At 59.1% G+C, this 25,708-nt stretch carries 26 protein-coding genes, 2 tRNA genes and 1 pseudogene; 8 read left to right on the top strand and 21 right to left on the bottom strand.

Going from position 1 to position 25,708, the window contains the following annotated elements; genetic code table 11:
- Positions 1–15 precede the first annotated feature (15 nt).
- From ACZZ0G_RS06805 to ACZZ0G_RS06795, 3 genes and pseudogenes are all read right to left on the bottom strand, one after another.
- On the bottom strand, positions 16–288 hold the full coding sequence (locus ACZZ0G_RS06805; RefSeq protein ID WP_463555686.1) for a bacteriocin immunity protein: 273 nt from the start codon (positions 286–288) through the stop codon (positions 16–18).
- Between the two features lie 7 nt (positions 289–295).
- Entirely contained in the window at positions 296–634 is a 339-nt protein-coding gene (locus ACZZ0G_RS06800; protein WP_463558833.1) for an HNH endonuclease, read from the bottom strand.
- A gap of 125 nt (positions 635–759) precedes the next feature.
- Positions 760–1,080 (bottom strand): annotated as a pseudogene (locus tag ACZZ0G_RS06795) (S-type pyocin domain-containing protein); the annotation flags it as partial.
- Between the two features lie 824 nt (positions 1,081–1,904).
- On the opposite strand from ACZZ0G_RS06795, the gene ACZZ0G_RS06790 reads away from it, so the two are divergent.
- Entirely contained in the window at positions 1,905–2,303 is a 399-nt protein-coding gene (locus ACZZ0G_RS06790; RefSeq protein WP_463555685.1) for a helix-turn-helix domain-containing protein, read from the top strand.
- A gap of 68 nt (positions 2,304–2,371) precedes the next feature.
- Here ACZZ0G_RS06790 and ACZZ0G_RS06785 read toward each other — a convergent pair.
- Positions 2,372–2,448: transfer RNA gene (locus tag ACZZ0G_RS06785), tRNA-Met, on the bottom strand.
- Between the two features lie 115 nt (positions 2,449–2,563).
- Positions 2,564–4,621, bottom strand: a complete 2,058-nt coding sequence (locus ACZZ0G_RS06780) for a methyl-accepting chemotaxis protein (RefSeq protein ID WP_463555684.1) — start codon at positions 4,619–4,621, stop codon at positions 2,564–2,566.
- Positions 4,622–4,954: 333 nt separating this feature from the next.
- On the opposite strand from ACZZ0G_RS06780, the gene ACZZ0G_RS06775 reads away from it, so the two are divergent.
- A complete protein-coding gene (locus tag ACZZ0G_RS06775) occupies positions 4,955–6,172 on the top strand; it encodes an MFS transporter (protein WP_463555683.1) in 1,218 nt (405 codons plus the stop codon).
- A 141-nt stretch (positions 6,173–6,313) separates the two neighbouring features.
- Here ACZZ0G_RS06775 and ychF read toward each other — a convergent pair whose 3' ends face one another.
- The 8 genes from ychF to ACZZ0G_RS06735 all read right to left on the bottom strand — a co-directional run bounded on the left by ychF (position 6,314) and on the right by ACZZ0G_RS06735 (position 13,236).
- Complete coding sequence (gene ychF, locus ACZZ0G_RS06770) at positions 6,314–7,414, bottom strand: redox-regulated ATPase YchF (RefSeq protein WP_007912904.1); 1,101 nt, start codon at positions 7,412–7,414, stop codon at positions 6,314–6,316.
- A gap of 22 nt (positions 7,415–7,436) precedes the next feature.
- Positions 7,437–8,021, bottom strand: a complete 585-nt coding sequence (pth, locus tag ACZZ0G_RS06765; protein WP_008079560.1) for an aminoacyl-tRNA hydrolase — start codon at positions 8,019–8,021, stop codon at positions 7,437–7,439.
- Between the two features lie 171 nt (positions 8,022–8,192).
- On the bottom strand, positions 8,193–8,795 hold the full coding sequence (locus tag ACZZ0G_RS06760) for a 50S ribosomal protein L25/general stress protein Ctc (protein WP_093441442.1): 603 nt from the start codon (positions 8,793–8,795) through the stop codon (positions 8,193–8,195).
- Positions 8,796–8,937: 142 nt separating this feature from the next.
- A complete protein-coding gene (locus ACZZ0G_RS06755) occupies positions 8,938–9,879 on the bottom strand; it encodes a ribose-phosphate pyrophosphokinase (protein WP_003171603.1) in 942 nt (313 codons plus the stop codon).
- A 45-nt stretch (positions 9,880–9,924) separates the two neighbouring features.
- Positions 9,925–9,999, bottom strand: a tRNA-Gln gene (locus ACZZ0G_RS06750).
- A gap of 36 nt (positions 10,000–10,035) precedes the next feature.
- Entirely contained in the window at positions 10,036–10,887 is an 852-nt protein-coding gene (gene ispE, locus ACZZ0G_RS06745; RefSeq protein WP_463555682.1) for a 4-(cytidine 5'-diphospho)-2-C-methyl-D-erythritol kinase, read from the bottom strand.
- A 3-nt stretch (positions 10,888–10,890) separates the two neighbouring features.
- Positions 10,891–11,508: a lipoprotein insertase outer membrane protein LolB gene (lolB, locus tag ACZZ0G_RS06740; RefSeq protein ID WP_038360912.1), complete on the bottom strand. Its 618-nt coding sequence runs from the start codon at positions 11,506–11,508 to the stop codon at positions 10,891–10,893.
- A 3-nt stretch (positions 11,509–11,511) separates the two neighbouring features.
- Positions 11,512–13,236, bottom strand: coding sequence for a tetratricopeptide repeat protein (locus tag ACZZ0G_RS06735; protein WP_463555681.1), 1,725 nt, complete (start codon positions 13,234–13,236; stop codon positions 11,512–11,514).
- A gap of 182 nt (positions 13,237–13,418) precedes the next feature.
- Between ACZZ0G_RS06735 and hemA the strand changes: the two genes are divergently transcribed.
- The 6 genes from hemA to ACZZ0G_RS06705 all read left to right on the top strand — a co-directional run bounded on the left by hemA (position 13,419) and on the right by ACZZ0G_RS06705 (position 18,779).
- Positions 13,419–14,705, top strand: coding sequence for a glutamyl-tRNA reductase (hemA, locus tag ACZZ0G_RS06730; protein ID WP_007951716.1), 1,287 nt, complete (start codon positions 13,419–13,421; stop codon positions 14,703–14,705).
- Positions 14,702–15,784 (top strand): peptide chain release factor 1, encoded by a 1,083-nt coding sequence (gene prfA, locus ACZZ0G_RS06725; RefSeq protein WP_463555680.1) that lies wholly within the window; start codon positions 14,702–14,704, stop codon positions 15,782–15,784. Before hemA ends, prfA begins: the two co-directional genes overlap by 4 nt.
- Positions 15,785–16,615 (top strand): peptide chain release factor N(5)-glutamine methyltransferase, encoded by an 831-nt coding sequence (gene prmC, locus ACZZ0G_RS06720; RefSeq protein ID WP_463555679.1) that lies wholly within the window; start codon positions 15,785–15,787, stop codon positions 16,613–16,615.
- Positions 16,609–17,364, top strand: a complete 756-nt coding sequence (locus ACZZ0G_RS06715) for a molybdopterin-synthase adenylyltransferase MoeB (protein ID WP_463555678.1) — start codon at positions 16,609–16,611, stop codon at positions 17,362–17,364. Before prmC ends, ACZZ0G_RS06715 begins: the two co-directional genes overlap by 7 nt.
- Positions 17,357–18,148, top strand: coding sequence for a glutamate racemase (gene murI, locus ACZZ0G_RS06710; RefSeq protein ID WP_463555677.1), 792 nt, complete (start codon positions 17,357–17,359; stop codon positions 18,146–18,148). Before ACZZ0G_RS06715 ends, murI begins: the two co-directional genes overlap by 8 nt.
- A gap of 112 nt (positions 18,149–18,260) precedes the next feature.
- Positions 18,261–18,779: an acyloxyacyl hydrolase gene (locus ACZZ0G_RS06705; protein ID WP_463555676.1), complete on the top strand. Its 519-nt coding sequence runs from the start codon at positions 18,261–18,263 to the stop codon at positions 18,777–18,779.
- A 132-nt stretch (positions 18,780–18,911) separates the two neighbouring features.
- On the opposite strand, the gene ACZZ0G_RS06700 is transcribed toward ACZZ0G_RS06705, so the two are convergent.
- The 8 genes from ACZZ0G_RS06700 to phrB are packed head-to-tail and all read right to left on the bottom strand — an operon-like array spanning position 18,912 to position 25,702.
- Complete coding sequence (locus tag ACZZ0G_RS06700) at positions 18,912–19,217, bottom strand: YkgJ family cysteine cluster protein (RefSeq protein WP_463394924.1); 306 nt, start codon at positions 19,215–19,217, stop codon at positions 18,912–18,914.
- 53 nt (positions 19,218–19,270) lie between these two features.
- Positions 19,271–19,762 (bottom strand): DUF2878 domain-containing protein, encoded by a 492-nt coding sequence (locus ACZZ0G_RS06695; RefSeq protein ID WP_463555675.1) that lies wholly within the window; start codon positions 19,760–19,762, stop codon positions 19,271–19,273.
- Entirely contained in the window at positions 19,755–21,020 is a 1,266-nt protein-coding gene (locus ACZZ0G_RS06690) for a class I SAM-dependent methyltransferase (RefSeq protein WP_463555674.1), read from the bottom strand. The genes ACZZ0G_RS06695 and ACZZ0G_RS06690 overlap by 8 nt, the downstream gene beginning before the upstream one ends.
- Entirely contained in the window at positions 21,007–21,822 is an 816-nt protein-coding gene (locus tag ACZZ0G_RS06685; RefSeq protein WP_463555673.1) for a DUF1365 domain-containing protein, read from the bottom strand. Before ACZZ0G_RS06685 ends, ACZZ0G_RS06690 begins: the two co-directional genes overlap by 14 nt.
- Positions 21,819–23,066: an NAD(P)/FAD-dependent oxidoreductase gene (locus ACZZ0G_RS06680; RefSeq protein ID WP_463555672.1), complete on the bottom strand. Its 1,248-nt coding sequence runs from the start codon at positions 23,064–23,066 to the stop codon at positions 21,819–21,821. The genes ACZZ0G_RS06685 and ACZZ0G_RS06680 overlap by 4 nt, the downstream gene beginning before the upstream one ends.
- The gene (locus ACZZ0G_RS06675; RefSeq protein WP_463394929.1) at positions 23,063–23,845 is read right to left on the bottom strand and encodes an SDR family NAD(P)-dependent oxidoreductase; all 783 of its coding nucleotides are present in this window, start codon (positions 23,843–23,845) and stop codon (positions 23,063–23,065) included. The genes ACZZ0G_RS06680 and ACZZ0G_RS06675 overlap by 4 nt, the downstream gene beginning before the upstream one ends.
- Entirely contained in the window at positions 23,842–24,264 is a 423-nt protein-coding gene (locus tag ACZZ0G_RS06670; protein ID WP_016987206.1) for a nuclear transport factor 2 family protein, read from the bottom strand. The genes ACZZ0G_RS06675 and ACZZ0G_RS06670 overlap by 4 nt, the downstream gene beginning before the upstream one ends.
- A complete protein-coding gene (gene phrB, locus ACZZ0G_RS06665; protein ID WP_463555671.1) occupies positions 24,257–25,702 on the bottom strand; it encodes a deoxyribodipyrimidine photo-lyase in 1,446 nt (481 codons plus the stop codon). The genes ACZZ0G_RS06670 and phrB overlap by 8 nt, the downstream gene beginning before the upstream one ends.
- Between the last annotated feature and the right edge of the window lie 6 nt (positions 25,703–25,708).

Raw genomic sequence — 25,708 nt, 5'->3', positions numbered from 1 at the left:
GATATTTAAAAGCACTTACTGCTTGAAGCCCGGCAAACCCTGCGCTGCTCGCCATTCTTTTACAATTTTCGTTACGCCCTGAGGGGAGCTATCCGCACCAGACCCCGGGTAATAGATCAGATCCGAGCCAGCTGGGTGTTCGCTGATTTTCTCGAAGTGCAACAGCAGTAAGTCAGCGCGATCATCGCTTTCTGCTTCTTCATCTTCTTTAGCGAGCTCTTCCAGCAGCGCGATGAACTCGGCCTCGGTGTACTCCGAAATGCTGTTTTTCAATAATTTGTCTGTCATGGCTAACCTATTCGTTCCGGTGGATATCGATGTGGTTTCGCGGCGTGTTCACTCGCAGATTATCTACGTCGTAAACGCCGCCGCCCTCTGATATTTTTTCGAGGTGATGAAGTTCGTAAGATCTTCTACCTCCGACGCTATCGGCTTTGCGCACACGTGGTGCCTTGCCTTTACGCATACGGCCAGCGTTCTGTTTGATGAACTGATCCACCACGGCTGACTCCGAAACGGCTTTCCAAAGGGCTGCTCTGAACGAGTCGAAGCTTTTGAAGTCGCGTCCACGCAGTGAGTCTGCCACGTCCGTCGGAATTGGACTCCTACCCCAGAGCTTGCTCCGATGAGCCATATCCCCGACACATCCTCACCACCCCCCGTCACCGTACCTGGCGTCAGTCTGGCCGGCCTCGAAAACACCACATAAAGCGACTTAAGCCCAGTGTCCGCCGGAAACACCAGAATACAATCCTCGGCAGTCATGTCCTCGCCGGGCAGGCCTTCTATCTGGCTGTCGGTGTTCTCCGCGATTGGATGAACAAGGATCGTGTTCAGTTGCTCGCCGTGTTCGGGATACACCAGCGGCGGCATTGAACCGAGTGGCCCGCGTTGCGGCGTCCACAAAATCGTGATGCCGTTGAGCTTGGCCTCCATCGCAGTGTTGTCGCTGTTCCACTCGACTTTGACAGTACGTACCGAGTCATCGCCCGAGGCGCCGGAGTGGATGCCGTAAACCTGCATGACTCCTTCGGCATCACGCCGAAACTGGAAGCGCACACGAGTGGGGGCGCGGCTCATGCGGCGCAGTTGTTCATCGGTGTGCAGCGTGCCGTCGCCCATGCGGGTCGGCAGCATCCCGAGGACGAACACGCTGGCCGGCCCAGCAGCGCCGCGAATTGCCCAGTTGAGGCGTTGTTGCAGAATGCCGCCGCCCGCCAAACGCCCCAGGCCCAGATCGGCACCAATCGCCGTCGCGACAGCGGTGCTGGCGGAGGGCAGGAGCATGGCGCCGGCGAGCATGATCTTGCCGAAGTTGCTGGCAGGTTCGGGTGCCGTACCGGCGTCCGTTCGGCACCAGTTACCCACAGTGCAGGACTTGGCGAACACCTGATCTTCGCGGGGCTTGGGCGTTGGCCATTCATCCTTTTCGACGTACACCGGCTCCGGCGGGGGAGGCGGATTCCAAGCGGCCCACGAGCCGTTCCATCTCGGACGTTCCCAAGGCCAATCTTCATCGAAGAGAGATTTGAATAGAGCCATGCCAACTCCCTGTATGGCTTTGAATCGAGCCAGGGAAGCTTGTCGGTCAATGGGGAATTCGGGCAAACCGATGGGGTGAGTTTCAGGCGCGTGGTTTACGAAAAATCCAATTCGTACCTGAATCGAACCTGTTTCCTACGGCTGCTTCTGGACCGATTGATTCAGATGAACCAGCGGTGTTTTGCGCTTGTAGTCTTTCGGTTTGGATGGAGGGGGTTTCTGAGTTTTTCCTACAGACTTTTCAGGTCGACAACTTACGCGCCTTTACCTGAGGATGGTTTCTATCGTTTTTTCCAGGATGGATTTCAGATGAAAAGGATGAGTCCGTTGCCATTCAACTCTATTTTCAGTCGGCCATTGTCATGAGTGTTTCCAATGAGGATCGCGATTTTCTGGTGGCGATGGGCAGTCGTATTGCTCACTTACGCACAGTGCACGAGATCACACAGACTCGGTTTGCACGGGCTTTAGGTCTTTCCCGGCAAACCTTTCAGGGCTACGAGGAGGGCACCCGCAGCATGCCGGTCACGACACTGGTGAAGATGGCATTTGCGCTGCGCGTGCCTGTTGAAGACCTGCTCGGGGTTCCCTCGTACACGGAGAGGCCCAGACGCAGCTTGACCTCGGCGTGGTATCGACGGCTGCAGTCCATCAATGAGCTCTCGAAGGTCCAACAGAAGGTCATTGCGCAGATGCTTGACGCCTTGATCGCACAGGCAGCGACCAAAGCGAGCAACGAAGAGAAGGATATTTTGAAGTAACAGGTTACCGAGACTTTTCTCGAGGCATAAAAAAACGGCCTACCTTTCGGTAAGCCGTTTTTAGTACTTGGTGGCTACACAGGGACTTGAACCCCGGACCCCAGCATTATGAATGCTATGCTCTAACCAACTGAGCTATGTAGCCAAGTGGCGCGCATTATTCCCCTGAAATGGAAAAGCGTCAAGCGTAAATTTAAAATATTTCTTCTTATTTTCAACCGCTTATCCTCCAGCCCGGAAAATCCGGGCCGGGCAGGGCTTCAACGCAGCTGAAATCTTGCAGTATTGGCGCTCAAGGCATGGCTGCCCTGACTCAGGGTATCCGCCGCAAGGTTCACCGCCCGTGCACCCTCAAGCAAACGCACGGCCGCCTGATCGACCTGCTGGATATTGCCGCTGACCTCGTCGGCGGTGCTCGCTTGCTCTTCAACCGCCGTGGCGATCTGCGCCAACGTGTCGGTGACGCTCTGCACGGCGCTGGCGATTTCGCCCAGGCGTTCACCGAGACCGGTGACCGATTCGGCATCGGTTTGCGCCTGGCCGCACGCGGCCTCCATCAAACTCACGGCTTCGTTAACTGTCGCACGTAAGCTGTCGACCGTACCGGCGATCTGTGCGGTGGACGACTGCGTGCGTTGCGACAGGCTGCGCACTTCGTCCGCCACCACAGCGAAACCGCGACCTTGTTCACCTGCGCGCGCCGCTTCGATAGCGGCGTTGAGCGCGAGCAGATTGGTTTGTTCGGCAACACCGCGAATGGTGTCGACGACCAATTGGATCTGCTGACCTTGTTCGCTGACCCGGCCGAGTGCTGCGGCGGTGTCGTTCAAACGCTGATTGAGCTGCTGAATACTCGCCGTGGTGCGTTGGCTGTCGCGGCTGCTGTCGGCGGCGATGCGTCGCGTGTGCTGAGCGCTGCCGGAGGCCTGTTCGCAACTCTGCGCGACGCCTTGCGAGGTCGCGGCCAATTGCGTGGCGGCTGCGGCGATCTGGCTGATCTGCAACTGTTGCGCCTCGACTTCGCCGAGAGCGCCGCTGGAATGTTCGTTAAGGCTGCGCACGGCGTTGCTCAGTTGCGAGGTCTCGTGATCGACGCCGAGCATGCTGCTGCGCAGTTGCACCACGGCAACGTTGAGTGCGGTGCTGATCGCCGCCAACTCATCACGACCCACCACCGGCACTTGCAGGCTCAGGTTGCCGTCGCGCAGGGCCTCAGCGAGCAGGGTGATGCCGCTGGCACTACGCCGAATCGACGCTTGCAGGCAGACAAACAAGTACAGCGCCGCGAGCAGCAGGCAGCCGAAGATCGCTGCAACGATGATGAACTGACGAATCGCCGAGCTGTGGTAAGCGTCGAGGCGCTGATCAAGCGACACCAGCGATTGCTGACGCAGGGCGGCGAGGTCGGTCAGCAGGGCGTCGAGGCTGCGCTCGAAGTCCTCCGGTTTAAGGTTGATGCCGCCGCCGAATACACCGTCATCCAGCACCTTCAAACCGCTATCGAGGTGTTTCAGGCTGTCGTGGTATTGGCTGGCCCAGCTCTGCTGATCTTTCGGCAGGCGTGCTTCAAGCAGTGTGGCGGTTTTGACCAGTTGCTCGCGGGCGTCGCCGATACGACTGCGCAGGTCGCGTAATTGCAAACGGCTTTGCAGGGTGAATTGTCCGGAGACCACCGAGGCCTGGCCGACCGCTGCGAGACGTCCGACGCGTTCGATCAGGTCGGGCGCGTGCTGTGTCGAGATCTGTGTCAGCAGATAGGTTTCCAGCCACGGCGCGAGGGTCAGGCGGTTGTCCATGACGATCTGTTCGCGCAACGCTTGCAGGGCGCTGAGGGCGTTGGTGAAACGGTCGTAACCGTCCGGCCACCAGCCGACGCTGCTGAGGCTTTTCGAGTCTAATCCGTTCAGAGCCGTTTGCAGCGCCTGGTAGCGGGTCAGGGTTTCGCCTTCCGCGCCTTCGTTTTTCAGGGCGTTGCCCAAGTCTGTGGTGGCTTGCAGAACCGCTGGTTGTACCGCGTCGAACGCAGCCATGGCGGCGAGCGTGGCCGGCGTCGGTTGGCGATTGGTTTCGGTGGCGCGCCAACGGGCGGCGCGGTCGCGTTGGGCGGCGAGCAGGTTGTCCAGCGCATCGAGTGCGAGCAACTGCCGTACGCCGGCGCGTTCGCCGGAAATCAGGTTGAGCTTGTCGCGATAGTCCTGGCCGATCATCAACAGGCTGCCGGCCAACGGCAGAATGAACAGTAGAAACAACAACTGGAATTTACCGGCGAAGCCAAACCGCCCCAGCAATTTGATCCCCGGTGAAAGGAAAGCCTGCATGCCCCATGACTCCTCTGGACACCACGCACCATCAGCGTGCATCGCGCTCGTTTCGATCGCGACCTGTGCCCTGCTAAAAGGCCTCGAAAGTTCACTCTCGCCCGCTCTGTAGGCCGGCTCTGTAGCGAAACTTCCCATTGTCGGTGCCCTTTGTAAGGGCACCGCGTTCAAGGCTTGAAACAAGGCAAGATTCAGACCATGGCGTTGCGCTATCACCTTGCTGTCGACGACCAGTCAGTTAGTTAGCTGGCTAAGGGGATGGCGCTGGCGCACCGAAAAATGGCACATTGACGCACCTGCCTGTGTGCACTCATCTGCTGTCCGGAAACTTCCATGGCTATCAGCAACGTTCAGACCGCCGCTGCCTCGGCGCCTGCTGCTCCGCAAAGCAGTCCTTTGGTGATGCGTATCATCGGCGCGGTGGCGCTGGCGCATTTGATCAACGACCTGATTCAGTCGGTCTTGCCGTCGATCTACCCGATGCTCAAGGCTAACTACGGCCTTACGTTTACTCAAGTCGGCCTGATCACTTTGACCTTCCAACTGACCGCGTCACTGTTGCAGCCGTGGGTCGGTTATCACACTGACCGGCATCCGAAACCTTGGCTGTTGCCGGCCGGTTCTATCTGCACATTGATTGGCATTGTGATGATGTCGATGGTCGGCAGTTTTCCGTTGATTCTGCTGGCGGCGGCGCTGATTGGAATCGGTTCCTCGACGTTCCACCCGGAAGCCTCGCGGATTGCGCGACTGGCCTCGGGCGGACGTTTTGGTCTGGCGCAATCGACTTTTCAGGTTGGCGGTAACGCCGGTTCCGCGTTCGGTCCGTTACTCGCGGCGGCGATCATCATTCCGTTCGGTCAGGGCAACGTGGCGTGGTTTGGTTTGTTCGCGGTGTTTGCGCTGTTTGTGCTGTACCGCATCAGCCGCTGGTATGCCCATCACTTGAATCTGTTCAAGCTCAAGGCCGGTCAAGCGGCGACTCACGGGCTGTCGAAGGGCAGGGTGACCAGTGCGTTGGTGGTGCTGGGGTTGTTGGTGTTCTCCAAGTATTTCTACATGGCCAGCCTGACCAGTTACTTCACGTTCTACCTGATCGAGAAGTTCGACCTGTCGGTGGCCAGTTCGCAGCTGCACTTGTTCCTGTTTCTTGGAGCGGTCGCGGCGGGGACGTTCTTCGGTGGACCGATTGGCGACAAGATCGGGCGTAAGGCAGTGATCTGGTTCTCGATCCTTGGTGTGGCACCGTTTACGTTGCTGATGCCTCATGTCGATCTGTTCTGGACCAGTGTCCTCAGCGTGGTGATCGGCTTCATTTTGGCCTCGGCGTTCTCGGCGATTGTGGTGTACGCGCAGGAACTGGTGCCGGGCAATGTCGGGATGATCGCCGGAATCTTCTTTGGTTTGATGTTTGGTTTTGGCGGGATTGGCGCGGCGCTGCTGGGGCATCTGGCGGATGTGCACGGGATTGAGTACGTGTATTTCCTGTGCTCGTTCCTGCCGTTGTTTGGCGTGTTGGCGATCTTCTTGCCGCGCACCAAAAAGGCCTAAGATCAAAAGATCGCAGCCTTCGGCAGCTCCTACAGGTGTACATCAATCCCATGTAGGAGCTGCCGCAGGCTGCGATCTTTTAACAATCTGTCAGGCACAAAAAAGCCGCGTATCAAACGCGGCTTTTCTTGGGCGCAACGCTTACACGTTGAAGCGGAAGTGCATCACGTCGCCGTCCTTGACGATGTAATCCTTGCCTTCCAGACGCCATTTACCGGCTTCTTTGGTACCGGCTTCGCCCTTGTACTGGATGAAGTCGTTGTAGGCGATCACTTCGGCGCGGATGAAGCCTTTCTCGAAGTCGGTGTGGATCACGCCGGCAGCCTGAGGTGCGGTGGCACCGACTTTGACGGTCCAGGCGCGGACTTCTTCGACACCGGCGGTGAAGTAGGTCTGCAGGTGCAGCATTTCGTAGCCGGCGCGGATCACGCGGTTCAGGCCAGGCTCTTCCAGGCCCAGGGCCTCGAGGAACATGTCCTTTTCTTCGCCGTCATCGAGCTCGGCGATTTCTGCTTCGATCTTGTTGCAGACCGGAACGACCATGGCGCCTTCTTCTTCGGCAATGGCGCGAACAACGTCCAGGTGCGGGTTGTTCTCGAAACCGTCTTCAGCGACGTTGGCGATGTACATGACCGGTTTGGTGGTCAGCAGGTGGAAGCCCTTGATCACTGCTTTTTCGTCAGCGCTCATGTTCTTCATCAGGCTGCGTGCCGGTTTGGCTTCGGTGAAGTGCGCGATCAGTTGCTCCAGCAGAGCTTTCTGAACCACGGCGTCCTTGTCACCGCCCTTGGCGTTGCGCGCGACTTTCTGCAGTTGCTTCTCGCAGCTGTCAAGGTCGGCGAAGATCAGTTCCAGGTCGATGATTTCGATGTCGCGTTTCGGGTCGACGCTGTTGGAAACGTGGATCACGTTTTCGTCTTCGAAGCAGCGCACCACGTGAGCGATCGCGTCGGTTTCGCGGATGTTGGCGAGGAACTTGTTGCCCAGGCCTTCACCTTTCGAGGCGCCGGCCACCAGGCCTGCGATGTCGACGAATTCCATGGTGGTCGGCAGGATGCGCTTCGGATTGACGATAGCCGCCAGGGCTTCCAGACGCGGATCCGGCATCGGCACGATGCCGCTGTTCGGCTCGATGGTGCAGAAGGGGAAGTTCTCGGCCGCGATACCGGATTTGGTCAGGGCGTTGAACAGGGTGGACTTGCCGACGTTAGGCAGGCCGACGATGCCGCAATTGAATCCCATGGTGTTTCCCCTCGGAGTAGAGTCAGGCCTTCTGGCTGTGCAGGTTTTTCATCGCACGGTTCCATTCACCGGCGAGGATATCCGGCAGCACGCCGAGGGCAAAGTCGATGCTGGCATCGAGTTTTTCCTGTTCGGCGCGTGGCGCACGACCCAGGACGAAATTTGAAACCATACTGGCGACGCCCGGGTGGCCAATGCCAAGCCGCAGGCGGTAGAACGTATTCTGATTGCCCAGTTGCGCAATGATGTCGCGCAACCCGTTGTGACCGCCATGGCCGCCGCCCTGCTTGAGCTTGGCAACGCCCGGAGGCAAGTCGAGTTCGTCATGCGCCACGAGGATTTCTTCAGGCTTGATGCGAAAGAAACCGGCGAGTGCCGCCACGGCCTGGCCGCTGCGGTTCATGTAAGTGGTGGGAATCAGCAGACGAACATCCTGACCCTGATGCGAATAGCGCCCGGTCAGGCCGAAATATTTGCGATCGGCCACAAGATTCACATTCTGTGCGTGGGCGATGCGCTCAACAAAAAGGGCCCCTGCGTTATGCCGGGTCTGGTCGTATTCGGCGCCTGGATTTCCCAGGCCAACGATCAGTTTGATGGCAGTCACGATAGGGGCCCTTCCTTAGAGTGGTGGGTAACATCGCCGCGATCAGGGAAAGCGGCGAAAGTGGACGAAAAATGCTCATTTACCATGGATGTAAACTCCGCGTTCTCGCCCGCTTTCTCGCTACGTTCCAGTCCGCGATGTTACTTGCTCACTCAGGCTAAACAGAGTGAATTACTCTGCTGCGCCTTCTTCGGTAGCTTCTGGAGCAACGCGTGGAGCGTGTACGTTTGCAACAGCTTTGTCGTCACCGTGAGCCAGTGCAACGAACTCAACGCCTTTAGGGGCTTTGATGTCGGACAGGTGGACGATTGCGCCGATTTCCAGAGCCGACAGGTCGACTTCGATGAACTCAGGCAGATCTTTCGGCAGGCAAGTTACTTCGATTTCGTTCAGGACGTGCGAGATCTCGCCGCCTTTCTTGATCGGAGCTTCTTCACCAACAAAGTGCACAGGCACGATAGCGGTCAGTTTCTGACCGGCTACGACGCGTACGAAGTCAGCGTGCAGAACGTGACCCTTGGACGGGTGACGTTGCAGAGCTTTGATGATGACGTTCTGCTTTTTGCCGCCAACGTTCAGTTCGATAACGTGGCTGTAGGCAGCTTCGTTTTCGAGCAGTTTGGCAACTTCTTTGGCCAGCATGCTGATGGATTCAGGGGCTTTTTCGCCACCGTAAACAACAGCTGGAACCAGCGCGGCGAGACGACGCAGGCGGCGGCTCGCACCTTTCCCCAGGTCGGAACGCACTTCAGCATTCAGAGTAAAATCGTTCATTTTGTATCTCCAAAATAGCCATGACCGGAGTGGCGTTTGCGACCAGCGCCAAACACGGTATGGGCAAAAAAGCCCCGCCCCGGCAGGAATGCCGGGGCGGGGCGCTTTTCGTCAACGAGACATTTCGCGAAGGGCTGGGCCCTTAGCGGAACATCGCGCTGATCGATTCTTCATTGCTGATGCGGCGAACCGCTTCGGCAACAACCGGTGCGATATCCAGTTGACGGATACGTGCACAGGCTTGTGCTGCAGCGGACAGCGGGATGGTGTTGGTCACCACCAGCTCGTCCAGCACGGAATTTTCGATATTCTCGATGGCCCGACCCGACAGCACAGGGTGTGTGCAGTAGGCAAAGACCTTGGCTGCGCCATGCTCTTTCAGGGCCTTGGCCGCGTGGCACAGAGTGCCGGCGGTATCGACCATGTCATCGACCAGAATGCAGGTACGCCCTTCGACATCACCGATGATATGCATCACTTCAGAGTGATTGGCTTTCTCACGGCGTTTGTCGATGATCCCGAGGTCCACGCCCAGGGATTTGGCAACGGCACGTGCACGCACGACGCCACCAATGTCCGGAGACACGATCATCAGGTTTTCGAAGCGCTGATCTTCAATGTCATCCACCAGAACCGGGGAGCCGTAGATGTTATCTACCGGAATATCGAAGAAACCCTGAATCTGGTCAGCATGCAGATCAACCGTGAGAACACGGTCGATGCCGACTACGGTAAGCATGTCAGCAACGACTTTCGCGCTGATAGCCACACGTGCGGAACGCGGACGGCGATCCTGACGGGCATAACCAAAATAAGGAATAACAGCAGTGATACGAGTAGCCGAGGAGCGGCGGAAGGCATCAGCCATCACTACCAGTTCCATCAGGTTATCGTTGGTCGGAGCGCAAGTCGGCTGAATAATGAAAACGTCTTTACCGCGAACGTTTTCATTGATCTCGGCAGTAATTTCGCCGTCGGAGAACTTACCGACAGAGATGTCACCGAGAGGGATATGCAGCTGACGTACAACACGCCGAGCCAGATCGGGGTTAGCGTTCCCCGTAAAGACCATCATCTTGGACACGCGCAGTACCTAGAGGCTGAGGGTAACCTGGATGAGTATAGAAAATGGCAGGGGCGGCTGGATTCGAACCAACGCATGGCAGGATCAAAACCTGCTGCCTTACCGCTTGGCGACGCCCCTGTATCTGTTGCATCAAGTGCCGAGCACCTGGTTCCTTTAGAGCAGACTTTGCAACTTGCGGTGCAACATCGAAATGTTGCTGCCTTTGGCTACAAACCCTGTAAGGGTCTCTGTCAGAAGGGCCGAGACTTTATCAGCTTCAGCTTTGCTTGGGAAGCCCCCAAACACACAACTTCCAGTTCCGGTGAGCTTTGCCTCGGTAAATTTACCTAACAAATCCAATGCGTTACGTACTTCTGGATAACGCCTTGCAACCACCGGCAAGCAGTCATTTCGACTGTTTCCCTCGGGAACGGGGCGCACTTTAATGGGCGGCGTGTTACGTGTCAACAAAGGATCGGAAAAAATTTCTGCCGTACTTACAGAGACTTGCGGCACGAGCACCAGATACCACGGTTCTTCGGGATCGACCGGGGTCAGTTTTTCGCCCACACCCTCGGCGAAAGCCGCATGACCACGGACAAAAACCGGCACGTCGGCACCTAGCGAAAGGCCAAGAGCGGCGAGGCGATCTTCATCCCAACCCAACTGCCACAGATGATTCAGGCCGAGCAAAGTTGTTGCCGCGTTCGAACTGCCACCACCGATACCGCCGCCCATGGGCAGCACTTTATCGATCCAGATATCGATGCCGAGCGAACAGCCGGACTGTTGCTGAAGCATTTTTGCCGCACGCACGATCAGGTTGCTGTCGTGAGGCACGCCTTCGAATTCGGTGTGCAACTGAATCACGCCGTCATCGCGCACGGCAAAGGTGATGTCATCGCCGTAATCGACAAACTGAAACAAAGTCTGCAACTCGTGATAACCGTCTTCACGACGACCGAGAATGTGCAGCATCAGGTTGAGTTTGGCTGGCGAAGGCAGGGTCAGGCGTGCAGCGGTCATGGGTTATTGCCCCAACTTGCGCGGTTGCCAGGTCTTGATCACCAGCGTTACATCAAGGTCGGTGCCGTGCAGCTTGATGCGCTCGGGCAGCCAGTAACCGTTTTGTTCGGTGTACGCGGTGTATTCGACTTTCCAGCCATCCTGTTCCAGGTTGGCCAGACGGCTGTTGGCGTCCAGGTTCAGGCGGCTCTTGCTGTCCGGGGCTGGCAGGCCACGGACCCACCAGGCCAGGTTCGACACTGGCAACTTCCAGCCCAGCTGTTCTTCGAGCAGGGCTTCCGGGGACTGCGATTCGTAGCGACCCTGGTTGGCAACTTCCAGCGAGACCTTGCCCGGACGCCCGGTCAGGCGTGCCGCGCCGCGACCCAGCGGGCCGGACAGGCGAATGTCGTAATAGTCTTGACGCTGCAACCAGAACAACGTGCCGCTACCGGAATCTTTCGGTGCGCGGATGCCGATCTTGCCGTCGATCTGCCAGCCGTCGAGGCCGGTCAGCTGTTGTTTGTTCGCGGCCCATTGAGCCGGACTGCCGTGGCCCTCGACCGATTCGCGAGTACCGAAACCCGAGCAACCAGCGAGCAGGGCGATGAAGCTGAAAACAATAACGTGGCGCAAAAACATGGGTTAAAGAGTCTCGGATCCGGTCAGGCGCTTGATGGTGCTGCGCAGAATGGTGCTGTCGGGCTGATCCTTGAGGAACTTGCCCCAGACTTGTTTGGCTTCACGCTGATTGCCCTTGACCCACAGTACTTCGCCCAAGTGAGCGGCGACTTCGTGGTCAGGGAAACGCTCCAGCGCCTGACGCAGATATTTCTCGGCGTCGTCCAGATTGCCCATGCGGTAATTCACCCAGCCAAGGCTGTCGAGTACCGCCGGGTCTTCCGGATTGATCTGATGTGCCTGCTCGATCAGCGCTTTCGCTTCAGCGTAGCGGGTCGTTCGGTCGGATAGGGTGTAGCCCAAAGCGTTCAGGGCCATGGCGTTGTCCGGATCGCGCTTGATGATCAGGCGCAGATCTTTTTCCATCTGCGCCAGGTCATTGCGTTTTTCCGCGAGCATGGCCCGGGTGTACAGCAGATTCAGATCGTCCGGGTATTGCTGCAAGGCTTGCTGCAGAACTTTCCAGGCTTTGTCGTCCTGTTTGTTGGCCGACAGGGTTTCCGATTCGATCAGGTACAACTGAATCGCGTAGTCCGGTTGCTCGTCGCGCTGGGCGGCGAGTTTGCTTTGCGCTTCAGCGGTCTTGCCGTTGTTCATCAGGATATCGGCCTGACGCAATTGCGCCGGCAGATAGTCGTTGCCCGGGCCTACCTGGGCGTACTCGATGAGCGCGCCTTGCGGGTCGTTGCGTTCTTCAGCGATGCGACCGAGGTTCAGATGCGCCGAATCGACATGACTTTCGCGAGCGATCAGGTCTTCCAGATAACCCTTGGCCTCATCCCAGGCCTTGGCTTCCAGGCAGACGAGTGCCAGCGAGTAACGCAGTTCGTCGTCTTCCGGGTATTGCTGAACGAGGCTGGAGAACTCGGCTTTGGCGTCGTCCATGCGGTCCTGTTCGACCAACATGCGCGCGTAGGTCAGGCGCAGGCGTTTGTCGTCCGGGTATTTCTTGATGCTTTTTTGCAGCAGTGGCAGGGCTTCGTCGCCACGGTTCAGCAGCTGAAGCAGGCGTGCGCGCAGCAGAATCGGGGCAATCTCACCGTCTTCCGGTGGATTGTCTTCGAGCAGGGCCAGTGCCGCTTTGTTGTCGCCATCCTGCTGCAAAAGCAGGGCCTTGCCAAAAATCAGCTGACTGTTGTTCGGATGACGTTGCAGCAAACGGTCGAAACTTTTCATCAGACCGTTGCGGGTTTCCTGATCGGTATCTGCCGCCGACAGTGCGAGGAAGTCGAAGTGAGTATCGCCCTTGCCCTGCAGGACTTTCTCCATATAGACCATCGAGTCGTCATAACGCCCGGCGCGCGCCAGTTGCACGGCAGCGGCGCGTTGCGCCTCGAGGTCGTCCGGGGCGTTTTTCGCCCAGATCAGCGCGGTATCGAGGGCCGGTTGATCGGCGCCCAGATATTCGGCAATGCGGAATGCGCGTTCGGAGACGCCCGGATCCTGGGTGTTGATGGCCTGGGTCACGTAGTTGTCCAGGGCAATGTCGAAACGATTGCGCTGGCCGGCGAGTTCGGCGCTCAACAGACTGAAAACGGTTTCCTCGCTGAACGAGCTGTAAACCTTGGGCTTTTCAGGCGCGGGCGTGGTGTCTTCAACCGGCGACGTACCGTCCGGCGACACCGGGGCCAAGGCCTGGCAGCCGCTGAGGAAGACAAAAGCGAGGAGCAACGCGGAAGATCTATTCATATAGGAAGAGGACGACTAACCTGCGGTCGGATCATCATGACACAAGCCTTCGGCCAAACATAACCGAGACTCAATTGTGCCCATTATAGGGGCTGACGATTGGGACAATAGTCAGCGGTAGTTGTTCTGAATCTTTCGAAGGTGGACAATTGCTGGCTTCACGTCACCATCAGCGACCTTGAATGGCCTTCCTTGCACTCGGTATCAACCACAAGACTGCTTCAGTAGACGTCCGCGAGCGCGTGGCTTTTACTCCTGAACAGCTGGTGGAGGCCTTGCAGCAGCTCTGCCGACTCACCGACAGCCGCGAAGCTGCGATCCTCTCCACCTGCAATCGCAGTGAGCTTTATATAGAACAGGATCAGCTTTCTGCCGATATCGTGCTGCGCTGGCTGGCCGATTATCACCATTTAAGCCTCGATGAGCTGCGCGCGAGTGCTTATGTGCATGAAGATGATGCGGCAGTTCGTCACATGATGCGCGTCGCCTCCGGGCTCGACTCGCTGGTGCTCGGTGAACCGCAGATCCTCGGTCAGATGAAATCGGCCTACGCCGTGGCCCGCGAGGCCGGCACCATCGGCCCGCTGCTGGGACGACTGTTTCAAGCAACGTTCAACGCCGCCAAGCAGGTGCGCACCGACACCGCGATCGGTGAAAACCCGGTGTCCGTGGCATTTGCCGCCGTCAGCCTGGCGAAACAGATTTTCAGTGATTTGCAGCGTAGTCAGGCTTTGCTGATCGGCGCCGGCGAGACCATTACTTTGGTCGCCCGCCATTTGCACGAACTGGGCGTCAAGCGCATCGTCGTCGCCAACCGCACGCTGGAACGCGCCAGTCTGCTGGCCGAGCAGTTCGGCGCCCACGCGGTGTTGCTGTCGGACATCCCGGCAGAACTGGTACGCAGCGATATCGTGATCAGTTCGACCGCCAGTCAGTTGCCGATTCTCGGCAAGGGCGCGGTGGAAAGCGCTTTGAAGCTGCGCAAGCACAAACCGATCTTCATGGTCGATATCGCCGTTCCCCGCGACATCGAACCGGAAGTCGGCGAGTTGGACGACGTTTACCTCTACAGCGTCGACGATCTCCACGAAGTGGTCGCCGAAAACCTCAAGAGCCGTCAGGGCGCAGCACAAGCCGCCGAAGAGATGGTGTCGGTCGGCGCCGACGATTTCATGGTGCGCCTGCGCGAACTGGCGGCAGTCGACGTACTCAAGGCCTATCGTCAACAGAGCGAACGCCTGCGCGACGAGGAGCTGCAAAAAGCCCTGCGTCTGCTGGCCAACGGCGGCAATGCCGAAGATGTGCTCGGGCAACTCGCCCGGGGTCTGACCAATAAACTGTTGCATGCGCCCAGCGTGCAACTGAAAAAGCTTTCTGCCGAAGGCCGCCTCGATGCGCTGGCCATGGCTCAGGAACTCTTTGCCCTCGAGGGCTCACCGGATAGCTTTTCGGATAAAAAACCGCAATGAAAGCGTCACTGCTCAATAAGCTGGATGTCCTCCAGGACCGTTTCGAGGAACTGACCGCGTTGCTCGGCGACGGCGAAGTCATTTCCGATCAGACCAAATTCCGCGCTTATTCCAAGGAATACGCGGAACTCGAGCCGGTGGTACAAGGCTATAAAAAGCTGCTCGGCGTACAAAGCGATCTTGAAGGCGCCCAAGCGCTGCTCAAGGACAGCGACCCGGACATGCGCGAAATGGCCGTGGAAGAAGTCCGTGAAGCCAAGGAATTGCTGCTCACTCTGGAATCCGATCTGCAGCGCATGTTGCTGCCCAAGGACCCTAACGACGGGCGTAACGTCTTTCTCGAAATCCGCGCCGGCACCGGTGGCGACGAGGCGGCGATCTTCTCCGGCGACCTGTTCCGCATGTACTCGCGTTACGCCGAACGCCGTGGCTGGCGTGTGGAGATCCTGTCGGAAAACGAAGGCGAACACGGTGGCTATAAAGAAGTCATCGCCCGCATCGAAGGCGACAACGTTTACGGCAAACTGAAATTCGAATCCGGCGCGCACCGCGTACAGCGTGTGCCGGCCACCGAATCCCAGGGCCGTATCCACACCTCGGCCTGCACCGTGGCGGTGTTGCCCGAGCCGGACGAGCGCGAAGCCATCGAGATCAACCCGGCGGATTTGCGCGTCGACACGTTCCGCTCCTCCGGGGCCGGTGGTCAGCACGTCAACACCACCGACTCGGCGATCCGCATCACGCACATCCCGACCGGCACTGTCGTCGAGTGTCAGGAAGAACGTTCCCAGCACAAGAACCGTGCCCGCGCGATGGCGTGGTTGTCGGCGAAACTCAACGATCAGCAAACCGCAGCGGCGGCCAATGCCATTGCCAGCGAGCGTAAATTGCTGGTCGGTTCCGGCGACCGTTCCGAGCGGATTCGCACCTACAACTTTGCTCAGGGCCGGGTCACCGACCATCGCGTCAACCTGACCCTGTATTCCCTCGATGACATTCTTGCCGGTGGCGTTGAAGCGGTGATCGAGCCGTTGCTGGCCGAATACCAGGCTGATCAGCTCGCAGCGATAGGTGAATAAATGACCATCATCGCCAGCCTGTTGCGCGCCGCTGAATTGCCGGACTCGCCCACGGCGCGTCTTGACGCCGAGTTGCTCCTCGCCGCCGCGCTGGGAAAGTCGCGCAGCTTTCTGCACACCTGGCCCGAGCGCATCGTGCCGAGTGAAGCGGCGCTGACCTTTGCCGAATACCTGCAACGTCGTCGTGGCGGTGAGCCAGTGGCCTACATTCTCGGTCAGCAGGGTTTCTGGAAACTCGATCTGGAAGTGGCGCCGCACACATTGATCCCGCGCCCGGACACCGAGTTGCTGGTGGAAGCGGCGCTGGAATTGCTTCCCGCAACTGCGGCCAAAGTGCTCGATCTCGGCACCGGCAGCGGCGCGATTGCCTTGGCGTTGGCCAGCGAGCGCCCAGCGTGGAAAGTCACCGCCGTGGACCGTGTGCTCGAAGCGGTGGCACTTGCTGAGCGCAATCGTCAGCGCCTGCATTTGAACAACGCTACGGTGCTGAGCAGCCATTGGTTCAGCGCGCTGGACGGTCAACGCTTCCAGTTGATCATCAGCAACCCGCCGTACATTGCCGCTACCGATCCGCATCTGGTCGAAGGCGATGTGCGCTTCGAGCCGGCCAGTGCACTGGTTGCCGGTGAGGATGGACTCGATGACCTGCGTTTGATCGTTGCGCAGGCCCCGGAACATCTGGAGGCCGCTGGCTGGCTGATGCTTGAACACGGCTATGATCAAGCCGAAGCCGTGCGCGATCTGCTGCTGACGCGCGGTTTTGAAGAAGTCCACAGCCGCACCGATCTGGGCGGCCATCAACGCATCAGTCTGGGGCGCCTGCCGTGCTGAATGATCAGGAATTGTTGCGCTACAGCCGACAGATTCTGCTGCAACACATCGACATCGACGGACAATTGAAGCTCAAGGACAGTCGCGTGCTGATCGTTGGCCTCGGCGGTCTCGGTGCACCGGTTGCGCTGTATCTGGCTGCGGCGGGTGTCGGTGAATTGCATCTGGCGGATTTCGATACCGTCGACCTGACCAATCTGCAACGCCAGATCATCCACGACACCGACAGCGTCGGTATGAGCAAGGTCGACTCGGCACTCAAGCGTCTGAGTGCGATCAATCCCGAGATTCAACTGGTCGCCCATCGTCAGGCGCTGGACGAAGATTCTCTTGCCGTTGCCGTGGCAGCGGTGGATCTGGTGCTCGACTGTTCGGATAATTTTTCCACCCGCGAAGCGGTCAACGCGGCGTGTGTGGCGGCGCAAAAGCCACTGGTCAGCGGCGCGGCGATTCGCCTGGAAGGGCAGTTGTCGGTGTTCGATCCGCGTCGCGCCGAGAGCCCGTGTTACCACTGCTTGTACGGCCATGGCAGCGAAGCTGAACTGACGTGCAGCGAGGCCGGTGTAGTCGGGCCGCTGGTGGGGCTGGTTGGCAGCCTGCAAGCGCTTGAGGCCTTGAAGGTCCTGGTCGGTTTCGGCGAACCGCTGGTGGGCCGCTTGCTGCTGATCGATGCCCTCGGTTCGCGGTTCCGCGAGTTGCGCGTCAAGCGTGATCCGGGTTGCAGCGTCTGTGGCTCGCGCCATGCGTGAAGCGCCGATCGGCGTGTTCGACTCCGGCGTCGGCGGTTTGTCAGTGCTGGCGGAAATTCAGCGATTGCTGCCGAATGAATCGCTGCTCTATGTCGCCGATTGCGGGCATATTCCCTACGGTGAGAAAACTCCGGAATTCATTCGCCAGCGTTGCAGCGTGATGGCGGGTTTTTTCCGCGAGCAGGGCGCCAAGGCGTTGGTGCTGGCCTGCAATACCGCCACGGTTGCCGGCGTTGCGGATTTGCGTCGTGATTTTCCCGACTGGCCGATTGTCGGCATGGAGCCTGCTGTGAAACCTGCCGCTGCCGCTACCCGCAGCGGTGTGGTCGGCGTGCTCGCCACCACCGGTACGTTGCAGAGCGCCAAATTCGCCGCGCTGCTTGATCGCTTTGCCACTGACGTGCGCGTGATCACCCAGCCGTGTCCCGGTCTGGTCGAGCTGATTGAAAGTGGCGATCTGCACAGCGCCGAGTTGCGCCAGTTGCTGCAAGGTTATGTCGAGCCACTGCTGGCCAGCGGTTGCGACACCATCATTTTGGGCTGCACCCACTATCCCTTTCTCAAGCCGATGCTCAAGTCGATGATCCCGGTGGACATCAGCCTGATCGATACCGGTGCCGCCGTGGCGCGGCAACTTCAGCGTCTTTTGGCTGAGCGTGATTTGCTCGCTGCCGGTCCGAACCAGCCGGTCAGATTCTGGACCAGCGCCGATCCTGCGTACTTCAAAAACATCTTGCCGCTATTGGGACAAAACGCTGGCGAAGTGCAAAACTTCGACTTGTAAAAAAATTGTGAAATAACTAAAAATTCAGCTGAACTTCTGAGCAGGCGCTAGCTTCTATAGCGAAGAGTTATCTAGAAAACCAAACGATCGTTCCGGAAAAGGAAGTTTCAACGTGAAGCGACTATTCTGCTTGGCCGCGATTGCGGCCGCACTGATGGGGCAAAGTGTTACTGCACAAGCGGCAGGTGTTGAGTTCGCGGTGGGGGCCACCAGCGATTCGACCATGACGTACCGCTTGGGCATGAATTTCGACTGGGACAAGAGCTGGCTGCAAAGTGACGTCGGTCGCCTGACCGGTTACTGGAGCGGGGCTTACACCTACTGGGAAGGTGACAAGACCTCCAGTAACAACAGCCTGTCGTTCTCGCCGGTATTCGTTTACGAGTTCGCCGGTGAGTCGGTGAAACCGTATGTCGAAGCGGGGATCGGCGTGGCCGCGTTCTCCAATACCAAGTACGAATCCAACAATCTCGGCGGCTCTTTCCAGTTCGAAGATCGCCTCGGTTTTGGTCTGCGTTTCAATGGCGGGCATGAAGTCGGGATTCGTGCGACGCACTATTCCAACGCCGGTCTGGCCAGTGACAACGACGGTGTAGAAAGTTACTCGCTGCATTACACGATGCCGCTCTGACTGATACACGCCTGACCCCTGTGGGAGCGAGCTTGCTCGCGAAAGCTATTTCATATTCAACGATGATGTTGAAAGAAAGACCGCCTTCGCGAGCAAGCTCGCTCCCACAGTTGTTTTCAGTGAACTCAAAAATCAGCGGTAGGCGGTCGTGATGCCTTTGCGCTCTTCAATGCATTCCGGTGCACCCATCTCGAACTCGCGGCAAATCAGCGGACGCTTTGCGTAAATCGTGCACATCATCGTGTCGCGATCCAGCGCCGCGCACCAGCCGTCGTCCAGACGCAGCATGACTTCGCCGCCCCACTCATCGGTATCGATAAAACGATCAGGCACGCCCGTGTCGGTGATCAGCATCACTTCGAGCTGGCAACAGCACGCCGCGCAGGTCGAGCAAGTGACCGCCGGTTCAGTGATTTGTTGGTGAGGAATGGTCTTCATGGCCGGCAGTGTAAGGCAGTGGCCGGCGTGCGTGTGAAAGGTCTGACAGACGCTCAGTGGCTTAATCGCCTGGCCATCACATGCAGCAGCGGAAACAGCAGCGCCCAGAGCAGGCCGATGCCGATCAGCGTCGGTAACTCGCCATAGGGAAATTGCACCCCGGCCAAGCGTCCGCCCGCGTAGTACGACAATGCGCCGCCCACGGCACCCAGCGCACTCGCCAGCCACCAGGGCCGGGCGCTCCATGCCAGGCAGTGGCGCAACGTGGTCGCGAGCAGCGCCCACAACAGCATCAGCCACAGTGGAATCAGCGGCGACAGATCCTGGAATTCGAATACGCCCAGAGCGCGCAAAACGCTGTCCACCGCCGTGCCGACAATCACCACGCTCAACATCAAACGACCTTCAGCCGCCCAACTGCTGATCCAGCGCAGATGAATCACCAACACCGCCAACGCGATCAACAACCACAAACTGTTGCCGCCGAGCACGCAGGTCAGCCAGCCGATCTGGAACAGCACGGCATTGGCGACACGCTCAAGCATCGAAGCGTCCGAGCAGCGGCGCGGTCATCGCGGCGGGTTTGGCCAGCAGCAACTGCGCGGTGCCGATCGTGCGTTCGAGGAAACCGCCCTCGCAGTAACACAGGTAAAACTCCCACAGCCGCAGGAAATAATCGTCATAACCCAGCTCGCTCAAACGGCCATGGGCGCGGCGAAAGTTCTCGTGCCACAGGCGCAGGGTTTTCGCGTAATGCAGGCCGAAATCTTCCATGTGCAGCAGGTTCATGTCGGTGTCGCGGCTGACCACTTCGAGCATTTTCTGCACGCAGGGCAGGGCGCCACCGGGGAAGATATAACGCTGGATAAAGTCGACGCCGCGCTTGGCCTGTTCGTAGCGCTGCTCGCGAATGGTGATCGCCTGGATCAGCATCAGGCCGTTGCTCTTGAGCAAATGCGCGCACTGTTTGAAGTAGGTCGGCAGGAAGCGATGACCGACCGCTTCGATCATCTCGATCGAGACCAGTTTGTCGTATTCGCCGGTGAGGTCGCGGTAGTCCTTGAGCAGCAGCGTGACCTTGTCCTGCAAGCCCAGTTGTTCGATGCGTTGCGCGGTAAACGCGTACTGCTCTTTCGACAGGGTCGTGGTGGTGACGCGGCAACCGTAATTCTGCGCCGCATAGAGCGCCATGCTGCCCCAACCGGTGCCGATTTCCAGCAAATGGTCGCTGGGTTGTAGCGCGAGCTTCTGGCAGATCCGCTCCAGTTTGTTCAGTTGCGCCTGTTCGAGGCTGTCTTCTGGCGTAAGGAACTGCGCCGCCGAATACATCATGGTCGGGTCGAGAAACTGTTCGAACAGGTCGTTGCCGAGATCGTAGTGCGCAGCGATGTTTTTCTGCGAGCCCTTGCGCGTATTGCGGTTGAGCCAGTGCAAGCCTTGCACCAACGGCCGGCCGAGGCGCGCCAGTCCACCCTCCATGGCATCGAGCACATCGAGGTTGCTGACGAACACGCGCACCACCGCCGTCAGATCCGGCGAACTCCAATAACCGTGGATAAAGGCCTCGCCGGCACCAATCGAACCATTGCCGGCGACCATGCCCCAGACCGCCGGGTCGAGCACATGGATTTCCCCGAGCAAGGCACTGCCCGGCGTGCCGAACATCAGCCGTTCGCCATCCTCGACCACCAGCAGTTGCCCGTGTTTGAGCTGCGCCAATTGGCGCAACACGCCGCGGCGCAGCAGCGATCCGGTCAAACCGTTGGTGCTGAACCGACTGACCGACAGACTAGAGGATTTCATGGCGGTGCTCCTTGGGAGGCACAGTGGCGGTTTGAAAGCTGCCGTCGGCAGTCTGATGAGCAAAGATCGGCGCGCGTTTTAGCAGCAGTCGCAGCGCTTGCCAGTAAATCGCCAGCGCGGTTTTCGCGGTCATCCACGGAAAGCGCCGCAAGTGACGGTGCAAGCTGTGGCGATCAAGGGTTTCGCGTTGCAGATTGAGTGTCGCGTCGAACAGTTTTTGCTCGCCCTGCCAGTCGGCCATGTGCACGCCGAGGGTTTGCGCGGCGGGGCTGAAGCTCATGCGGTATTCGAGATCGCGCGGCAAAAATGGCGAAACGTGAAAGGCTTTGGCCACGGCGAAGTGCTGATGAAAATCCTGCAGATTGACCGGCGTGCGCGCCGGCAGCACGTAGTGATAGCGTTCGCGCCACGGCGTGTTGGTGACCTCGCAAACAATCGCCGCCAGTTGCCCGTCCGCCTCATGGCAGTAAAAGAAACTCACCGGGTTGAACGACAGCCCCCAACTGCGTGCCTGGGTCAGCAGGCAGATCGAGCCTTGCGGTTCGTGGCCGATGGCGATGCCGACCTGCTGACGCACCGCATCGATCAGGCGCATGCCACGGCCGGTGAAGGCCTTGAGGTAGTCAGTCTCGCGAAATGAAAACGGCGCAAAGCGACTGCGTCCGGCCAGCGGCGACAGTGCAAGCACCGCATCCTGTTCGCTGAGGTCGAGGTAGAGCAGACCGATCCGGTAGCGAAATTCATGGCGGCGCGGCGAGAAGCGCCGATGGCCGATCCAGCCGCTGTAGAGGGCGCTGTTCATAAGGTTTCCCCGAACGCCGCGGCCACGCGCAAGGCGCTGACGACACCGTCCTCATGGAAACCGTTGGCCCAGTAAGCGCCGCAATAATGCGTGTGTTGCGCGCCATCCAGTTCGCCCCAGCGATTCTGTGCCGCCACTGCCGCGAGGCTGAATTGCGGATGGGCGTAGGTGTAGCGAGCGAGCACTTTGTCGGGGCTGATGCCGGCACTCTGATTGAGGCTGACGCAGAACGTGGTGTCGCTCTGAATGCCTTGGAGAATGTTCATGTCATAGGTGACGGCGGCGTGCGTGTGGCCGGCGCCGCTGAGTCGATAGTTCCAGCTCGCCCAGGCCAGTTTTCGTGTCGGCAGCAGACGAGTATCGGTGTGCAACACCACTTCGTTATCGGCATAGGGCAGGGCGCCGAGGATCGCGCGTTCGGCATCGCTCGGCACCGCCAGCAGTTTCAGCGCTTGATCACTGTGGCAAGCGAACACCACCTGGTCGAAGTGTTCGATCCCCGCCGGGCTGTGGATAACTACGCCATGCACGTCACGATCAACCCGGGTGACCGGGCAATTGAGACGAATCCGTTCCTTGAATGCGGCCGTCAGCGGTGCGATATAGGCGCTGGAACCGCCTTCGATGACTTGCCACTTCGGCCGATCGCTGACCGACAACAGGCCATGGTTTTTGAAGAACCGCACAAAAAACTGCAGCGGGAAATTGAGCATTTCCGCCATCGGCATCGACCAGATCGCCGAGCCCATCGGCACGATGTAATGCAGGATGAAACGTTCGCCGTAACCGCCGGCCTTGAGGTACTCGTCAAGGGTTGTGTCAGCGGCGATGCGCAGTTCGACGAGGTCGCGCTGGGCTTCTTTGTTGAAGCGCAGAATGTCGCGCAGCATGCCCCAGAACCCCGGCGATAACAAATTGCTCCGCTGGGCGAAGAGACTGTTGAGGTTGTTACCGTTGTATTCCAGACCGGTGTCCGGGTCGGTCACCGAGAAACTCATTTCCGTCGGCTTGAACGCCACGCCGAGCTGGCCGAGCAGGCGGATGAAGTTCGGGTAGGTCCAGTCGTTGAAGACGATGAAGCCGGTGTCCACGGCGTACTGTCGTCCTGCAACCGTGACGTCGACGGTGTGCGTATGGCCACCGACCCAGTCGCTGGCTTCGAACACCGTAATCTCGTGCCGGCGATTGAGCAGATAGGCGCAGGTAAGGCCGGCGATGCCGCTGCCGACTATGGCAATTTTCATGTCGGATCCGTCAGCGGAGGCGACTTGCGCACCATGCGCTTGCCAATCGCCAGTTGCACACGTGCCGGCAATTTCGACAGCGGCCACAGTGCGGCCATGAACAGCGCCGGGAAGGCGATTTCCAGCGGCCGATCCTTGAGTTTGGCGAAGATGTGCCGAGCGGCTTTATCCACAGGCCAGCTCAAGGGCATGGGGAAATCGTTTTTGGCGGTCAGCGGTGTTTCGACGAAGCCGGGGCTGACCACGGTGACTTCAATGCCTTCGTCGGCCAGATCGATGCGCAACGATTCGAACAGGTAACGCAAACCGGCCTTCGAGGCGCCGTAGGCTTCGGCCCGTGGCAGCGGCAGATAGGTCACCGAACTGGCCACGCCGATCAGGTGCGGCGCGGTGCCTTTACGCAACAGCGGCAGGGCGGCCTCAATGCAATAACTGCTGGCGAGCAAATTGGTACGCACCACATGCTCGATGATCGAGGAATCGAACTGCTTGGCATCGACGTATTCGCAGGTGCCGGCGTTGAGAATCACCGAGTCGAGCGAACCCCAGTCCTCGGCGATCTGTTCACCGATCTCGCGCACTGTCTGGCTGTTGGTCAGATCCCCGGGCACCACCAAAACCTGCCCCGGATAGCGTTGCGACAAGACCTTGAGCGGCGCGACCTGACGGGAACTGACCGCCAGGTGCGCTCCGGTTTTCAGAATTTCCTCAGCCAGGGCCGCGCCGATGCCACTGCTGGCCCCGGTCAACCAATAACGCCGTGGAGGTGTACGACTCATCCCATTCTCCTTTTCAGCCAGGCAATGACCCGGCCCAATACTGGCAAGTGTTCATACAGCAGCGCCCCGGCATCGAAATAATCCCGATGGCGATAAACCTTGTCGTGCCACAGCAGATGCGAGCAGCCGCTGACGCGAATCACACGGCCACCCGCCAGGCGCGGATGGCGATAACTCATGACCCAGCGCAGGTAGCCTTCGCAGTCGCCGATCTGATCGAAACCGTGAAAGTCGAAACGCAGCTCGCTAACGTTGGCATATAGCTCGCCGAAGTAGTCGCGCAGCTGCGCCAGCCCCTGCACCTCGTGCAGCGGGTCGGTGAAATGAATGTCATCGCTGTACAGCTCGCCGAGGCTTTGCAGGTTGTCTTTGTTCAACGCTGAAAATTGCCGGGCGAAGCGGCGCAGGAATTCACTCATCATCGCCTCCGGTAGACGTACGTGAAGGCAGGTTCTTGAAAGCGGCCAATGCGCGCTGGCGCGAGGTGCTGAGGTTGACGATCGGCGACGGGTAGTCCGCAGCGCCGAACAAGCCGCCGAGGTTGGCCGGGTTATGCACTTCTTTCTTGTTGAGGGCCGCCAGTTCCGGTAGCCAGTGCTTGATGAACAGGCCTTCGCTGTCGAATTTTTCCGACTGGCTCAACGGGTTGAAGATGCGGAAGTACGGCGCCGAATCGGTGCCCGTCGACGAACTCCACTGCCAGCCACCGTTGTTCGCCGCCAGATCCCCATCGATGAGGTGACGCATGAAAAAGCGTTCGCCCTCGCGCCAGTCGATCAGCAGGTTTTTGGTCAGGAACATCGCCACGATCATGCGCAGGCGATTGTGCATCCAACCGGTTTCGAGCAATTGACGCATGGCCGCGTCGATGATCGGCAGACCGGTGCGCGCCTCTTGCCACGCGGCGAGATCGTCCGGCGCATCACGCCAGGCCAGCGCTTCGGTTTCCGGGCGGAAGGTGCGGTGCCGCGAGACCCGTGGATAGCCGACGAGAATATGTTTGTAGAACTCGCGCCACAGCAGTTCGTTGATCCAGGTGACCGCACCGACCTTGCCGCTTTCGAATTCGCCCTGATTGCTTTGCAGGGCGGCGTGCAGGCACTGACGCGGCGAAATCACCCCGGCGGCGAGATACGCCGAGAGCTGGCTGGTGCCGGGCTTGGCCGGGAAGTCGCGTTCGCTTTGGTAGTAGTCGATTTGCGCGTCGGTGAACGTGTCGAGGCGGCGTCGGGCTTCCTGTTCGCCGGCGGGCCACAGCGCTCGCAGCGAGTCGCTCGGGGTCGCGAAGCCTTTGACGGCATCAGGAACCGGGTCGCTGTCGATGTTCAAAGCGCTTTGCTTGCCGGGCGCCTTTATCAGGGCGGGCATCGAGCGATGCAGACGTTCGTAACAGACTTTGCGGAACTGGCTGAACACCTTGAAATAGCTGTCGGTCTTGGTCAAAACCGTGCCGGGTTTGAACAGCAGTTGATCAAGGTAGCTGTGGAAATCGATGCCCTCGGCCTTCAGCGCCTCGGCCACCGCTGCATCGCGACGGCTTTCATGGACGCCGTATTCTTCATTGACGTGAACCGCCGCTATCTTCAACTGCCGGCAGAGTTTTAGCAGTTGCGCCGGGGCTTGATCCCAATGGGTTGCAGTGCGAATCAGCAACGGGATGTTGAGTTTGCCAAGGCTTGCGCTCAGCTCATGCAGGTTGCGCAACCAGAAGTCGACCTTGCACGGCGCATCGTCATGTTCCAGCCACTGCTGCGGGCTCAACAGGTACACGGCCACCGTCGGGCCGCGCGCTGCAGCGGCCGCGAGGGCGGTGTTGTCATGTTGGCGCAAGTCGCTGCGCAGCCAGATCAATTGCATGTCGGC

It is taken from the genome of Pseudomonas sp. AC169 (assembly GCF_979258515.1).
Note: the sequence above shows the minus strand (reverse complement) of the source record. Positions and strands in the feature narration are given on the sequence as shown.